Source organism: Pseudolabrys sp. Root1462 (genome assembly GCF_001426945.1).
GTDB lineage: Bacteria > Pseudomonadota > Alphaproteobacteria > Rhizobiales > Xanthobacteraceae > Pseudolabrys.
The window spans coordinates 1816160-1830816 of sequence record NZ_LMFS01000001.1 but is presented as its reverse complement, the minus strand read 5'-3'; the positions used below and the strand labels follow the sequence as shown (position 1 = coordinate 1830816).

The 14657-nt window shown below is 64.4% G+C and carries 12 protein-coding genes; 1 reads left to right on the top strand and 11 read right to left on the bottom strand.

Features of this window, described 5'->3' with window-relative positions; translation table 11 throughout:
- Positions 1 to 126 precede the first annotated feature (126 nt).
- The 9 genes from rseP to dnaE all read right to left on the bottom strand — a co-directional run bounded on the left by rseP (position 127) and on the right by dnaE (position 11408).
- Complete coding sequence (gene rseP, locus ASD45_RS09060; protein ID WP_056911191.1) at positions 127 to 1260, bottom strand: RIP metalloprotease RseP; 1134 nt, start codon at positions 1258 to 1260, stop codon at positions 127 to 129.
- A gap of 49 nt (positions 1261 to 1309) precedes the next feature.
- Positions 1310 to 2548, bottom strand: coding sequence for a 1-deoxy-D-xylulose-5-phosphate reductoisomerase (dxr, locus tag ASD45_RS09055; protein ID WP_056912672.1), 1239 nt, complete (start codon positions 2546 to 2548; stop codon positions 1310 to 1312).
- Positions 2549 to 2562: 14 nt separating this feature from the next.
- Positions 2563 to 3453 carry a phosphatidate cytidylyltransferase gene (locus ASD45_RS09050; protein ID WP_156380775.1) on the bottom strand — a complete coding sequence of 297 codons (891 nt, stop codon included), beginning with the start codon at positions 3451 to 3453 and terminating at the stop codon, positions 2563 to 2565.
- A 4-nt stretch (positions 3454 to 3457) separates the two neighbouring features.
- The gene (locus tag ASD45_RS09045) at positions 3458 to 4207 is read right to left on the bottom strand and encodes an isoprenyl transferase (RefSeq protein ID WP_056911189.1); all 750 of its coding nucleotides are present in this window, start codon (positions 4205 to 4207) and stop codon (positions 3458 to 3460) included.
- 12 nt (positions 4208 to 4219) lie between these two features.
- Positions 4220 to 4777, bottom strand: coding sequence for a ribosome recycling factor (gene frr, locus ASD45_RS09040; RefSeq protein ID WP_056911188.1), 558 nt, complete (start codon positions 4775 to 4777; stop codon positions 4220 to 4222).
- Between the two features lie 107 nt (positions 4778 to 4884).
- Complete coding sequence (gene pyrH / locus ASD45_RS09035) at positions 4885 to 5598, bottom strand: UMP kinase (protein WP_056911187.1); 714 nt, start codon at positions 5596 to 5598, stop codon at positions 4885 to 4887.
- 60 nt (positions 5599 to 5658) lie between these two features.
- Positions 5659 to 6588, bottom strand: a complete 930-nt coding sequence (gene tsf / locus ASD45_RS09030) for a translation elongation factor Ts (protein ID WP_056911186.1) — start codon at positions 6586 to 6588, stop codon at positions 5659 to 5661.
- Between the two features lie 114 nt (positions 6589 to 6702).
- Positions 6703 to 7707: a 30S ribosomal protein S2 gene (locus ASD45_RS09025; protein ID WP_056911185.1), complete on the bottom strand. Its 1005-nt coding sequence runs from the start codon at positions 7705 to 7707 to the stop codon at positions 6703 to 6705.
- 248 nt (positions 7708 to 7955) lie between these two features.
- Positions 7956 to 11408, bottom strand: coding sequence for a DNA polymerase III subunit alpha (dnaE, locus tag ASD45_RS09020; protein WP_056911184.1), 3453 nt, complete (start codon positions 11406 to 11408; stop codon positions 7956 to 7958).
- A gap of 776 nt (positions 11409 to 12184) precedes the next feature.
- Here dnaE and ASD45_RS09015 point away from each other — a divergent pair.
- Entirely contained in the window at positions 12185 to 12655 is a 471-nt protein-coding gene (locus ASD45_RS09015; RefSeq protein WP_056911183.1) for an HXXEE domain-containing protein, read from the top strand.
- A 3-nt stretch (positions 12656 to 12658) separates the two neighbouring features.
- Here ASD45_RS09015 and ASD45_RS09010 read toward each other — a convergent pair whose 3' ends face one another.
- Positions 12659 to 13384, bottom strand: coding sequence for an ABC transporter ATP-binding protein (locus tag ASD45_RS09010; protein ID WP_056911182.1), 726 nt, complete (start codon positions 13382 to 13384; stop codon positions 12659 to 12661).
- A 4-nt stretch (positions 13385 to 13388) separates the two neighbouring features.
- Entirely contained in the window at positions 13389 to 14657 is a 1269-nt protein-coding gene (locus ASD45_RS09005) for a lipoprotein-releasing ABC transporter permease subunit (protein WP_056911181.1), read from the bottom strand.

Genomic DNA, 14657 nt, shown 5'->3' with positions numbered 1-14657 from the left:
CGCAAATGGCCCGACCGACTCTCAAGGCCCGTCGTCGGAGCTTTTTACAGCGTTTTGCAAGCACTGCAAACGAAACCGCCGGCCGAACTTTCCCTTTCCCCTCATCAAGTTGCCCCAGGGCAACGATTATGAGGTGGCCAAGTGCAGGATGTCATTAAAGGTTGCAAAAATCATCAACATGACAACGATCGCGAGTCCGATGCGGAACCCCACTTCCTGGGCCCTTTCCGACAGAGGACGGCCGCGGGCGGCCTCGACGGCGTAGAACAAAAGGTGGCCGCCATCGAGTAAGGGGATCGGGAACAGGTTCAGCAGCCCGATCGATACCGACAGGACGGCCGCCAGGTTGATCAGGGGGCCGAATCCGTTGGCGGCCACTTGCCCCGAGACCTGGGCGATCCGGATCGGGCCGCCGAGCTGATCGGCGGAGTTGCGCCCGGAAAAAATACCCGCAATGTACGAGAAGGTGTGGTCGACGATCATCCAGGTCTGCTTGGCGCCCTCGACCACAGCTTCGCCCGGTCCGAACTTCTGCGTCGTGATGTCGCCGGCCGCGACGGACCGGCTGATGCCGAGCACGCCGAGTTCGTTGCCGAACTTGTCGCGCTTGAGCTGTGGCGTCGCCTGTAAGGTGACGATCGATTTGTCCCGTTCGACCTTGACCTTGAGCTGACGAGCAGCGCTCATGCTGACGATGCGCTGCATGTCCGAGAAACTGCCGATGTGTTCGCCGTCAATCGACAGCACGAGGTCGCCGGGCTTGAATCCGGCCGCCTCTGCCGCTCCGCCGGCAATCACCTGATCGACTCGTGGCAGCATGCTCGGCTTGCCGACGACCATGAAGAGGCCGGCAAATATCACGATGGCCAGGATGAAATTGGCGATCGGTCCGGCGGCGACGACGGCAGCGCGGGCCCACACGGGTTTATGCGCGAAAGAGCCCTGCTTCTGTTCCTCGGTCATGGCCGCGGCCGCGTCGAAATCTGGCACGCTGGCGGCGTTGTCATCGCCGACGAACTTCACATAGCCGCCGAGCGGAATGGCCGACAGCTTCCAGCGCGTGCCATAGCGGTCGTTGAAGCCGATGATTTCCGGGCCGAAGCCGAGCGAAAACGCCGTGACCTCGACGCCGCACCAGCGGGCGATCAGGAAGTGGCCGAGCTCGTGGAAGAAGACCACGATGGTAAGGACGAACAGGAACGGCACGATATAGCCGGCGGCCCCGCCGCCGAATGCGCCCAGTTGCTCCAGAATGCCCATCGTAATTCCTCGTCCCAAGGCGCGAAGCGCCAATATGGCGCAAAGGTGACTAGAATGCCTTTACGGCATTATTGAGCAAGAGATCCCGGGCCAGGGTTCTCGCAGTATGGTCAATGGCGAGCGCCGCCTCGACGCTTGCCGGCTCGTCCAGAAGCCCGCGCCTGTCAGCCGCTTCGAGCGTCTTTTCGACCAGCGCCGGAATGGTCTGGAAGCCAATGCGGCCGGCGATGAATTCGGCGACCGCCACCTCGTCGGCGGCATTAAGAACCGTCGGCGCCGACCCACCTGTGGCCATCGCCTGCCAGGCGAGCGCCAAGGCCGGAAATCGTGCCAAATCCGGCTTCTCGAAGGTCAAATCGCGCAGTGCCGCCAGATCGAGGCGATTTACCGGGCCATCGATGCGCTCCGGCCAGGCCAGACAATGCGCAATCGGTACCCGCATATCCGGCGGACCGAGCTGCGCTACGACCGAACCGTCGCGGAATTCGACCATGCCATGGACGACCGATTGCGGATGCACCAGCACCTCGATCTCGTCCGGACCGAGATTGAAAAGGTGGTGCGCCTCAATGACTTCGAGGCCTTTATTCATCAAGGTCGCGGAATCGACGGTGACCTTGGGTCCCATCGACCAGTTCGGGTGGCGCAGCGCCTGTTCAAGGGTCGCGCCGCGGATCTGATCGAGCGTCCAGGTACGGAACGGACCGCCCGAGGCCGTGATGATGATCTTGGAGACATCGTCCCGCCGCCCGGCGCCCAGCGCCTGGAATACCGCGTTATGCTCGCTGTCCACCGGCAGCACGGTCGCGCCGGAGGCTTTGGCCCGGCGCATGAACAGCGCGCCGGCGCAGACAAGGCATTCCTTGTTGGCAAGCGCCACTGTGGCGCCGCGCTCGATAGCCGCCATTGTCGGTTTCAGACCAACCGAGCCGGCGATCGCAGCCATCACCCAATCGACCGGATGCTGCGCCGCTTCGATCAGCCCCGCCTCGCCGGTCGCGACTTCGATTCCGGTGCCGGCGAGCGCATCCTTGAGTTCAATGAAGCCCGCGGGATCGGCCAGCACCGCCATGCGGGCCCCGACCTCGCGCGCGATGCGCGCCAGCGCTTGCACGTTGCGGTGTGCCGTCACCACCTCGACGCGGAAACGTTCGGGCGAACGCTTGATGAGGTCGATGGTGCTGGCGCCGATCGAACCGGTGGCGCCGAACACGCTGACACTACGCACTGCGACCTGCCGCGGCGATGCGGGCGCTACCCTCGGCGAAGCCAAGCCGCCCTTGCCCATCACGTTCACGTCGCTCACCACAGCAACAGTCCGCGCGCGGGCGCATCGAGACCGCCGCGCAACAAACCGATCAAACACGCTGCGACCACGGCGGCCCAGAAGCCGTCGAGCCGATCCATCACACCACCATGGCCCGGGATCAGCGTGCTGGCATCCTTGGCGCCGAAGTGACGCTTGACGTGTGACTCCAGCAGATCGCCGGCCTGCGACAGCACCGAGAGAACCAGCGCCAGTCCTGCAATCGCCGTCTTGTTCAAGCCGCCGAACAGCGCGGCGACAAGAACCGCTGCAATGATAGCGCCCAGGGTGCCGCCGATCGCGCCAGACCAGGTCTTCTTCGGGCTCACCGACGGCATCAGTTTCGGACCGCCGATGGCGCGGCCGGTAAAATAAGCCAGCACATCGGTCGTCCACACGATGGTGAAGATCAGCACGATAGCGATGAAGCCAAGCCATTCTTCGCCGCGCAGCACGATCGGAGCCAGCATCATGGTCCCGGCATAAGCGATGCCGGCGAGTATCCAGAAGCGGTCCTTGCGCGGTGCGACGATCGATGACGCCAGCGCGCCAAGCGCCACGATGAGCAGCGCAACCAGCGGCCGCTCGCGCCACGCCAGCACCGCCGCGACTGCGACGGCACCGCCGCAAGACGACAGCATCAACTTATGATCGCGTCCGGCGACCAAAGTGATCCATTCCCACAACACCGCAATGCCGGCCGCGGCCCAGAACACCGCGAACGGCCACGAGCCCCAATAGGCGACGCCAAGCGCAATGGGTGCCATCACTGCGGCGGAGACTACGCGCAGAACCAGATTGCTGACGCCGGCTTTTTTCGCAGCGGAAGGCGTATCGTGCTGAGCCGGCCCAGAGAGCGGATGTGCGGCATCGTCGACCGGCCGCACGATTTCAGGATCCCGTCTTGGCGACGAGGCCGCCGAAGCGGCGCTCGCGCTGGCGAAATTCGCCGATGGCCGCTTCCAACGCGGCGCGATCGAAGTCCGGCCAGAAAGTCGGGACGAAAACGAACTCGCTGTAAGCAGCCTGCCACAGCAGGAAATTCGAGAGCCGCTGTTCGCCGCTGGTGCGGATGATCAGATCCGGATCGGGGATGTCGGGCGCGTCGAGAAAGCCCGAGAAAGTGTCGGCGGTTATGTCGTCAGCCTTGAGCCGGCCTTCGGCCACCGCCTTCATCGCGCGATGCACGCCGCGCACGATCTCCTGCCGCGAGCCGTAATTGAACGCCACCACCAGCGTCAGATTGGTGTTGCCCTTGGTGAGCTCTTCGGCCTCTGTGAGCAGGCGGGCAATGTCCGGTTCGAGTTCGTCGCGCTCGCCGATGATGCGCACGCGCACGCCGCTCTTGTGCAGCTCGGCGAGGTCGTTGCGAATGAAGCGCCGCAACAACCCCATCAGCTCACCGACTTCGCTCGCCGGACGCGACCAGTTCTCGGCGCTGAAGGAGAAGATGGTGATGAACTTGATACCGATCTCGCCCGCGGCACGGATGGTACGGCGTAGCGTCTCGACGCCGCGACGATGGCCCTCGACCCGCGGCAGGCCGCGCGATGCCGCCCAACGGCCATTGCCGTCCATGATGATGCCGACGTGCCGCGGCACATCGGCAGCGGCGATCGGCGTATGCGGGGCGTCGGACATGCTGGCGCGACCTCAGACCGTGAGGATCTCCTTTTCCTTGGCAGCGAGCAACTGATCGACCTCGGCGATGCCGGCGTCGGTCGCCTTCTGAATGTCGGCGGTAAAGCGCTCGATCTCGTCCTTGCCGTGATCCTTCTCGAGCTTCTTGAGCGTATCGAGCGCATCGCGGCGGACGTGGCGCACCGCGACCCGCGCGGCCTCGGCATATTTGTGCGCCAGTTTGACCAGTTCCTTACGGCGGTCCTGGTTCAATTCCGGAATGCGCAGGCGAATGGTCTGGCCTTCCGTGGCGGGCGACAGACCGAGATTGGAATCGACGATGCCTTTTTCGACCGCCTTGACCAACGACTTGTCCCAGACGTTGACCGCGATCAGCCGCGGCTCCGGCACGGTGACGCTGGCGCATTGATTGAGCGTCATCTGCTGGCCGTACGCCTCGACCATCACCGGATCGAGGAGATGCGCCGAGGCGCGGCCGGTACGCAGACCCGACAGTTCGGTCTTGAGAGCGGCACTGGCGCCGGCCATGCGGCGCTTGATCTCGTTCATGTCATGAGTGGCATTGGCCATGACGCTTCCTCTACTTTTTGAGCCGCCGCGGAAACAAGCGCGACAATTGTCAGGTTGGCAACCCGCACTGGCCTCCGGCCGGCTTTAGATCGAACCCGAAGATTCGACTAGCCGACCAGCGTCGAACGCCCCTCGCCGCGCAGAACCTTCCCGATCGCATCCTTGTCCGCCATCGAGAAGACAATGATAGGCAACCGGTTCTCGCGGGCAAGCGCGAAGGCGGCGCCATCCATAACCCGCAGATCCTTTTCGATCGCTTCTTGATGACTGACGCGCTCGTAGCGCTTCGCCGCCGGGTCCTTCTTCGGATCGGCGGTGTAGACGCCGTCCACATTGGTCGCCTTCAGCACCGCCTGGCAGTCCAGTTCCGCCGCCCGCAGCACCGCGGTGGTGTCGGTCGTGAAGAACGGATTGCCGGTACCGGCGGCGAGCAGAACAACCCGGCCCTTGGCAAGGTTCTTGACCGCGCGCTTGCGGTTGTAGGTCTCGCAGACAGCGGTCATGGCGAGCGCCGACAGGGTGCGCGCCTCGCAGCCGGCGCGCTCGATGGCGGCTTCCAGCACGAGGCAGTTCATCACAGTCGCAAGCATGCCCATGGTGTCGCCGACCGGACGCGGCACGCCACGGCTTGACACTTCAACGCCGCGGAAGATGTTGCCACCGCCGACCACGACGCCGAGTTCGACACCCAGCTTCGCGGTCGCCGCAAGATCGGTGGCAATGCGCTCGACCGTCGGCTGATCGATGCCGAAACCCTTGTCGGCGGACAGCGCCTCGCCAGACAACTTGACGATGACGCGCTTGTAGATGGGATCAGCCATCGGCCGCAGCCCTCTTCTTGCGGAAGCGGCGGTGTTTGAAAGCACCGCCGCTCCATTTCATCAGTTGGTGCCCGCGGCCGCCGCCACTTCGGCGGCGAAGTCGGACTCCTGTTTCTCGATACCCTCGCCGAGGGCGTAGCGCACGAAACCGGTGATCTTGATCGGACCGCCGACCTTGCCTTCGGCCTCCTTCACGGCCTGGGCAACACTCTTCTTGCCGGAGTCGTCGAAGATGAAGGGCTGCTCGAGGAAGGTCTGTTCCTTGTAAAAGGTCTTCAGACCGGACTCGACGATCTTCTCGATCATGTTCTCGGGCTTGCCCTGCTGACGGAACTTGTCGGCGAGCACGTCCTTCTCGCGCTTGATGACGTCGGCCGAAACGCCCGACGGATCCAGCGCGATCGGGTTCGACGACGCGACATGCATGGCGAGCTGACGGCCAAGCGCCTGGAGCTCGTCGGTGCTGCCGGGCGATTCCAGACCGACGAGAACGCCGATCTTGCCGAGGCCTTCCGACACCGAGGTATGCACGTAGGAGCCGATGACGCCCTTCGACACTTCCACCGCAGCCGCGCGGCGCAGCGTCATGTTCTCGCCGATCTTGGCGATGGTGTCGTTGAACGCGTCGGCCACGGTGATCGAACCGACCTTGGTCGCCTTGATCTTCTCGACATCGGTACCGACGTCGAACGCGACGTCCGCACTCATCTTGACCAGGCCCTGGAACAGGTCGTTGCGCGCAACGAAATCGGTTTCCGAGTTGACCTCGACGACGACGCCCTTGGCGCCCCTGACCGTGATGCCGATCAGGCCTTCGGCGGCGACGCGGCCGGCCTTCTTCGCGGCCTTCGACAGGCCCTTCTTGCGCAGCCAATCCTGCGCCGCGGCCATGTCGCCGGCGGTCTCGCTGAGCGCGGCCTTGCAATCCATCATGCCGGCGCCCGTCGATTCACGGAGCTCCTTGACCATCTGTGCTGAGATATTTGCCATCAATTCAATCCTTCGACCGTCAATGCCGGCAAAGAGAACTTTGGCCGGTGACGTCATCCAATCCGGGAAGCGAGAGACCGGCGCCCGATGGGGGCGCCGGCGCCGTTCGATTTGTTATTCGGCTTCCGCCAGCATCGACTTGGCCTTGGCGACCCAGCCATCGACGCGGCCCGGCAGACCGACTTCTTCGCCGACATTATGCGCAGCGGTCGGTGACAGTTCGGCCATCTGCGAATAGTGGAAGATGCCGAGGTCGTTGAGCTGCTTTTCGATCGCGCCCGAGACGCCGGGCAGCTTCTTGAGGTCGTCGGCGACGCCGCGCGGACCCGGCAGCGGCTCGAAGCCGAGACCGGCGGAGGCCGGCGCGGCCGGCACCACTTCCGCCATCGGCTTTTCCGAGGCGCCGATATCGACGCCACGCTCGCCCTGGGCGCGCGCGATGCCGTCGATCGCCGCCTTGGCGATCAGGTCGCAATAGGTCGAGACGGCGCGGCTGGCGTCGTCGTTGCCCGGAACGACGTAAGTGATGCCGGCCGGATCGCAGTTGGTATCGACGATCGCGGCGACCGGGATGTTGAGCCGGCGCGCTTCCTTGATCGCGATGTCTTCCTTGTTGGTGTCGATGACGAACAGCAGGTCCGGCACGCCGCCCATGTCCTTGATGCCGCCGAGCGAGCGGTCGAGCTTGTCGCGCTCGCGCTGCATCGTCAGGCGTTCCTTCTTGGTGTAGCCGCCGGCGTCCGCCGAGTTCAGGATCTCTTCCAGCTTGCGCAGGCGGGAGATCGAACCCGAGATCGTCTTCCAGTTGGTCAGCGTGCCGCCGAGCCAGCGCGAATTGACGTAGTACTGCGCCGAGCGCTTGGCGGCATCGGCGATGGCGTCCTGCGCCTGGCGCTTGGTGCCGACGAACAGGATGCGGCCGCCCTTGGCGACGGTATCCGACACGGCCTGCAGCGCGGCGTGCAGCATCGGCACGGTCTGGGCGAGGTCGACGATGTGAATGTTATTGCGGGTGCCGAAGATGTATTGACCCATCTTCGGGTTCCAACGGTGCGACTGGTGGCCGAAATGCACGCCAGCCTCGAGCAGCTGACGCATCGAGAAGTCAGGAAGAGCCATAGATATTCTCCGGTTGATCCGCCGCGGAGGGTGTGTGAGCCATGGATTAGCCTTTGATTATCAAAGGAAATCTGGCCACCGGACGGCTCTTTCGGTCCATTGTCGGGACCGCGAGCCAACCATCCGCGTGAGTGATGTGCCGGGCTTATATAGGTCGGAATCGCGGGAAGCAAGGTCGAGGGGCCCGTCCCGGGCTAGCACGGCCGCGAGACCCGGGACCCATAGCCCACCGTGCCATCGACGCGGCCCTACAGCGCCTCGACCTGCACCACGCCGGGCACCGCCTTGATGGCGCCGGCGATCTGCGGCGAGACCTTGTAGCGACCATCCAGCTTGACCTCGACTTCCGTGCCCTGAGCGAGCATCAGGATCATGCTGACCTCGCCGGCGCCGCTCGCCCGCGCAGGCACCGGCTCCAGCCGCTTGGCGACGCCCTCGAGCGGCGCGCCGTCGCGCAGGAACACGCGCAGGCCCTTCTGCAGATTGGCAGCGGCCTGGTCGAGCGGTTCCGCCGACTGGATGCGGGCGCGCACATCGTCGCCCTGCACTTCCGCCGACAGCACCATGAGCACGGCGCGCCCCGGTTCGAGCAGATCGCGATATTCGGCAAGGCCTTCGGAGAAGATCACCGCTTCATAGGCGCCGGTCGGATCGGACAGGCCGAAAATGCCCATCTTGTTGCCGGTCTTGGTGCGGCGCTCCTGGCGCGACACCACGGTGCCGGCGACCTTGCCGGCGGTGGCGCCGCTTTTGACGGCTCTGGAAAATTCCGCCCAGCTCTGCACCCGCATCTTCTTGAGCACGGCGGCGTAATCGTCGAGCGGATGGCCGGACAGGAAGAAACCGATCGCTTCGTATTCGCGCTTGAGCCGTTCCGCCGGCAGCCAGGGTTCGACATTCGGCATCGCGATCGGCTCGGCCTTGCCGGAGCCGCCGAAGAAATCGTTCTGGCCGACGGCCTGCGTTTCATGCGTGCGCTGCGCGATGCCCATGACCTTGTCGAGCGCGCCGAAGACGCGGGCGCGGTGCTTGTCGAATTCGTCGAAAGCGCCGGCCTGCGCCAGGCTTTCGAGCACGCGCTTGTTGACGGCACGCGGGTTGATGCGCGCGGCGAAATCGCCGAGATCGGCGAACGGCTTGTTGCCGCGCGCCTCGAGGATCGACTCCACGGCCTGACGACCGACGCCTTTCAGCGCCGCGAGCGCGTAGATGATGGTGTTGCCCTCGACGCCGAACTCGACGGCGGAGCGGTTGACCGACGGCGGCTCGACCTTGATGCCGAGACGCTCGGCCTCGGCGCGAAATTCCGACAGCTTGTCGGTGTTGCCCATATCGAGCGTCATCGACGCGGCGAGGAATTCGACCGGGTAATTCGCCTTCATGTAGGCGGTCTGATAGGCGACCAGCGCGTAGGCGGCGGCGTGCGATTTGTTGAAGCCGTAATCGGCGAAACGCTCGAGCAGTTCGAAGATCGCCTCGGCCTGCGCCTTTTCGATACCGGCCTTGGCGCAGCCTTCGACGAAGATCGAGCCCTGCTTCTGCATTTCGGCGCGGATCTTCTTGCCCATGGCGCGGCGCAGCAGATCGGCGTCGCCTAGCGAATAGCCGGCGAGCAATTGCGCCGCCTGCATCACCTGCTCCTGGTAGACGATGACGCCGAAGGTTTCCTTCAGCACCGGCTCCAGTTTCGGGTGGATGTAGTCGGGCGTCTCCAGCCCGTGCTTGCGCGCGCAATAGGTCGGAATATTCGCCATCGGGCCCGGCCGATAGAGCGCGACCAGCGCGATGATGTCCTCGAAGCGGTCAGGCTGCATGTCGAGCAGCGCGCGACGCATGCCCTGGCTTTCCAACTGGAACACGCCGACCGCTTCGGCGCGGGCCAGCAATTCGTAGGTCTTCTTGTCATCGAGCGGGATGGCCCCGAGATCGATGTGAATGTCGCGCTTCTTGAGCAGTTCGACCGCGGTCTTCAGGGTGGTCAGGGTCTTGAGGCCGAGGAAGTCGAACTTCACCAGCCCCGCCTGCTCCACCCATTTCATGTTGAACTGGGTGACCGGCATATCGGACTTCGGATCGCGATAGAGCGGCACCAGTTCGTTCAGCGGCCGGTCGCCGATGACGATGCCGGCGGCGTGGGTCGAGGCGTGGCGCGTGAGACCCTCGAGCTTCTTGGCGATGGCGAAGGCGCGCGCCACGGTCGGGTCGTTCTCGGCTTCGGCCTGCAGCTTCGGCTCGTCCTCGATCGCCTTGGCCAGGCTGATCGGCGCAGCCGGGTTCTGCGGCACCATCTTGCAGAGCTTGTCGACCTGCCCGTAGGGCATCTGTAACACGCGGCCGACGTCGCGCAGCACGCCGCGCGCCTGCAAGGTACCGAAGGTGATGATCTGTGCCACCTGATCGCGGCCGTAGCGATCCTGGACGTAGCGGATCACTTCCTCGCGGCGGTCCTGGCAGAAGTCGATGTCGAAGTCGGGCATCGACACGCGTTCCGGATTGAGGAAGCGTTCGAACAGCAGGCCGAAGCGCAACGGATCGAGGTCGGTGATAGTCAGCGAATAGGCCACCAGCGAGCCGGCGCCGGAGCCACGGCCCGGACCGACCGGGATGCCGTGATCCTTGGCCCATTTGATAAAGTCAGAAACAATAAGGAAGTAGCCGGGATACTTCATCTTCTCGATGACGTTGAGCTCGAAGTCGAGCCGGTCCCGGTAGTCCTTCTCGGTGAAACCCTCGGCGATGCCCGCGGTCGCGATGCGCCCGGTGAGCCCAGCCTCGGCCTGCCGGCGCAGTTCAGTCGCTTCGTCGGCGGCCTCGCCGGCCGCGAAGCGCGGCAGGATGGGCTTGCGGGTCTTCGGGCGGAACGAGCAGCGCTGGGCGATCTCGACCGTCGAGGCAATCGCCTCCGGCAGGTCGGCGAACTGAGCGACCATCTCGGCGCGGGTCTTGTAGCGGTGCTCGGGCGTGAGCTGGCGCCGGTCGCTGTCCGACACGTAGCGTCCCTCGGCAATGCAGATCAGCGCGTCGTGCGACTCGTAATCGGATGCCTTGGCGAAGAACGGCTCGTTGGTCGCGACCAGCGGGATGTCGCGGTCGTAGGCGAGATCGATCAGGACTTTCTCGACGCTGCGTTCGACCGCGGTGCCATGGCGCTGCAGTTCGATGTAAAGGCGGTCGCCGAACAATGCGGTGAGCCGGTCGAGCCGCGCCGCGGCGACCTGGCTCTGCCCGGCGGCGATGACGCGGTCGAGCGGACCGCTCGGGCCACCGGTCAGCGCAATCACACCCTTGGCGATGCCGTCGCGCTCCTCCTCGAGCCACTCAAACTTGGCGCGCGGCGGCTCGTTCGGCGGCGACTCCATGAAGGCGCGCGAGTTGAGGTGCATCAGGCTGCGATAGCCCTCCTCGCTCGCGGCCAGCAGCACGATGCGCTGGCGCTCATTGGCGGCGAGGGTCGCACGGGGGCCGTTCTCGGTGTCGCCGAAGTCGATCGCCAGGGCGCAGCCGACGATCGGCTGAATGCCGGAGCCCGCCATCTTCTCGGAGAATTCGAGGACACCGAACATGTTGTCGGTGTCGGTGAGCGCGATGGCGGCCTGCTTATCGGCCTTTGCGAGGTCGGCGAGCTTGACGATCGGCAGCGCGCCCTCGAGCAGCGAATAGGCGGAATGGACGTGCAGATGCACGAAATCGAGGTCGGCCATTTGGCAAGTCCGATGGCAAGTCAGAAGGTGAGGTTCGCGGCCGGAATGATTCTCTCGGCCAACCCACAGTGGGGACGTGCGGCGCCCTCGTCCACCCTCGCGGCGGCAAGGCAGCCGCCTATGCGGCTTTTACACAGCCGCCCCCAATCCCACCCCGGCGTCAGCCGGTTCCATGCAGCGGTCCGATCCCCAGACCGTTACTTGGAAACCGGCATTCCGAAACCGGCTTTGACACCGGCCTTCGGAGGCCGACCCGTCATGCCGGCGGAAGCGTCGGGGAACGCCGGCCGGACATGACTAGACGCGGGCTACGCTACGCACAGGGGACAGAAGCAGCAGACACAGAACAGGCAGCAAAGGCAGACAGGACGCAGAACGAACTTGGGAGTACGACGGGAGGCAGAGCCCGGCGCATTCCGTTGCAGAGGTTGCCGGTCAAAATTCCCGGGTCACAGGTTTCCAATCACCTGGGACCAGATGGCGACCATGCCGACGAAGAGCGACAGGGCGGCGAGCGTGGCGGCTTCCTGAACGACGATCTTGAACATGACACCCTCCAACAAGAACGTAGAGAGAACATAGTTCGCGGTCTGTTCTTTTGTCAAATTGAATCTTGCGGTCTATCTAAGTAGTTGAAATAATGACACTTTGTGCGCCAACGGCGGGTCAATCGCGCCAAGCGATACCGTTTGCCCTCTGACGGTACCGCTGCGTATTGGCCTATGGCCCGCTCTGAGCGACCACGGAGATTCTATCGAATCTGATAATTTGCCGGAATGCCGCTCACCGAGCTCGCCTGGCTGGCGCTCGCCGCCTACGCCGCCCACATCCTCGAAGAATTCAGCCTCGATTGGCGCAACTGGGCCCGCGCGGTCGTCGGCCTGCCCGTCGAGTGGTCCGACTTTTACGTGACCAATGCGGTCGTCGTGATCCTCGGCTTCGCCCGGGCCGAATTGGCGCCGACCTTCGTACTGGGACCGCTCGCTTACGCGGCGCTCATGCTGATCAACGCGACGTTCTTCCACGTCTGGCCGTTTCTGCGTACGCGCGGCCGCTATTCGCCCGGGCTGACGACGGCCGTCCTGTTCTTCTATCCGCTCGGCGTCGCCATGTTCGCGCGGGCCCACGCCGAAGGCCGGCTGACCCTCGGCACCGCGCTATCGGCGTTTATCGCAGGCGCGCTGCTGATGGCGTTCCCGGTGCTGCTGCTGAAATTGAAAAGCCAGCCGTATTTCCGGCAGACCTGACGCTCAGTCCAGCTCCACCACCAGCCCATCGCTGATCGTGACGCGACGATCCATGCGCGCGGCGATGTCCATGTTGTGCGTGGCGATGATAGTGGACAGGCCCGAGGCGCGGATCAACTGATTGAACGCGGCGAAGACGTGCTCGGCGGTCTTGACGTCGAGATTACCGGTCGGCTCGTCGGCGAGAAGAATGCGCGGCGCATTGGCCACGGCGCGGGCAATGGCGACTCGCTGCTGCTCGCCGCCGGACATTTCCGCCGGCCGGTGACTGACGCGGGCTTTGAGCCCCAGATAGTCGAGGAGTTCTTGCGCCCGCTTCTTCGCCTCGCTGCGGCCGAGCCCGCGAATGAGCTGCGGCAGCATGACGTTTTCCATCGCCGTGAATTCCGGCAACAGGTGGTGCGACTGATAGACGAAGCCAATGTCGGTGCGACGGATGCGCGTGCGTTCGGCATCCGGCAGGTTGGCGGTCGCCTGGCCGCCAATATAGACCTCGCCATGATCTGGATGTTCGAGCAGACCGGCGATGTGCAGCAACGTCGACTTGCCAGCGCCCGACGGCGCGACCAGCGCCACCGACTGGCCCGGCCACAGCGCCAGCTCGGCGCCGCGCAGGATGTCGAGCGTCGTCTCGCCCTGGTTATAATGGCGTTCGACCTGATGCAGGTACAGGATCGGGATGTCCTGCGGCGCCTCGGCCTCGATCGTCACTTCCTCGGTCTCGACCATGACGTCACTCATAACGCAGCGCCTCCACCGGATCGAGACGCGCCGCGCGCCAGGATGGATAGAGTGTCGCGAGCAGCGACAGGATCAGCGCCATTAGCACCACGGCGGTGGTCTCGCCGGCATCCATCTGGGCCGGCAGCTTCGACAGGAAGTACAGCGTCGGGTCGAACAGTTCGGTGTTGGTGAGCCAGGACAGGAACTGGCGGATGCTCTCGATGTTCTTGCACACCACAATGCCGAGCAGGAAGCCGAACAGCGTGCCGACCACGCCGATCGAGGCGCCGGTGATCAGGAAGACGCGCATCACCGCGCCTTGACTGGCGCCCATGGTGCGCAAAATAGCGATGTCCTGGCCCTTGTCCTTCACCAGCATGATGAGGCCGGAGACGATATTGAGCGCCGCCACCAGCACGATCAGCGTCAGGATCAGGAACATGACGTTACGCTCGACCTGCAGCGCGTTGAAGAAGGTGGCGTTGCGCTGCTGCCAGGTGATGATGAAGATCGGCCGCTTGGCAGCGTCCTGCACTTCCTTGCGGTATTGCAGGACCTTGTCCGGATTGTCGGTATAGACCTCGATCGCGGTGACGTCGCCGGCACGGTTGAAATAGGCCTGCGCCTCCTTCAACGGCATGAAGACCATGGCGCTGTCGTATTCCGACATGCCGATCTCGAACACGGCCGCGACCTTGTAGACCTTGATGCGCGGCGTCGTGCCCATCGGCGTCACCGCGCCTTTCGGCGACACCAGCGTGATGTTGTCGCCGGCGCGCAGCGACAGCTGATCGGCGAGGCGGCGGCCGATGGCGACCCCCTGCCCGTCGTCGAAGCCGCCGAGCGTGCCCTGCTTGACGTTGTTGACGACCGACGGCAGGCCCTCGAGGTCCTTCAGGCGGATACCCCGCACCAGGACGCCACCGGCATTGAATGGCGACGATGCCAGCGCCTGGCCTTCGACGATCGGCGCGGCCAGCCGCACGCCCTTCACCTGCGAAATGCGCTGAGCAACCTCGTCCCAGTCGGTCAGCGGCTTTTCCAGTGGCTGGATCAACAAATGGCCGTTGAGGCCGAGGATCTTGTCGAGCAGCTCGGCGCGGAAGCCGTTCATCACCGCCATGACGATGATCAGGGTGGCGACGCCGAGCATGATGCCGAGGAAGGAAAACCCGGCAATGACCGAAATGAACCCTTCCTTGCGGCGCGCGCGCAGATAGCGCAGCGACAGCATCCATTCGAACTGTGAGAAAGGCCGCGTGCCGGTGGGCTCGGTCAT

What these genes read in the sequence shown, in the direction of transcription:
- rseP (WP_056911191.1), bottom strand. Translation starts at nt 1,260, where the DNA reads ATGGGCATTCTGGAGCAACTGGGCGCATTCGGCGGCGGGGCCGCCGGC.
- dxr (WP_056912672.1), bottom strand. Translation starts at nt 2,548, where the DNA reads ATGGGCAAGGGCGGCTTGGCTTCGCCGAGGGTAGCGCCCGCATCGCCG.
- ASD45_RS09045 (WP_056911189.1), bottom strand. Translation starts at nt 4,207, where the DNA reads ATGTCCGACGCCCCGCATACGCCGATCGCCGCTGCCGATGTGCCGCGG.
- frr (WP_056911188.1), bottom strand. Translation starts at nt 4,777, where the DNA reads ATGGCCAATGCCACTCATGACATGAACGAGATCAAGCGCCGCATGGCC.
- pyrH (WP_056911187.1), bottom strand. Translation starts at nt 5,598, where the DNA reads ATGGCTGATCCCATCTACAAGCGCGTCATCGTCAAGTTGTCTGGCGAG.
- tsf (WP_056911186.1), bottom strand. Translation starts at nt 6,588, where the DNA reads ATGGCAAATATCTCAGCACAGATGGTCAAGGAGCTCCGTGAATCGACG.
- ASD45_RS09025 (WP_056911185.1), bottom strand. Translation starts at nt 7,707, where the DNA reads ATGGCTCTTCCTGACTTCTCGATGCGTCAGCTGCTCGAGGCTGGCGTG.
- dnaE (WP_056911184.1), bottom strand. Translation starts at nt 11,408, where the DNA reads ATGGCCGACCTCGATTTCGTGCATCTGCACGTCCATTCCGCCTATTCG.
- ASD45_RS09015 (WP_056911183.1), top strand. Translation starts at nt 12,185, where the DNA reads ATGCCGCTCACCGAGCTCGCCTGGCTGGCGCTCGCCGCCTACGCCGCC.
- ASD45_RS09010 (WP_056911182.1), bottom strand. Translation starts at nt 13,384, where the DNA reads ATGGTCGAGACCGAGGAAGTGACGATCGAGGCCGAGGCGCCGCAGGAC.
- ASD45_RS09005 (WP_056911181.1), bottom strand. Translation starts at nt 14,657, where the DNA reads ATGACCGAGCCCACCGGCACGCGGCCTTTCTCACAGTTCGAATGGATG.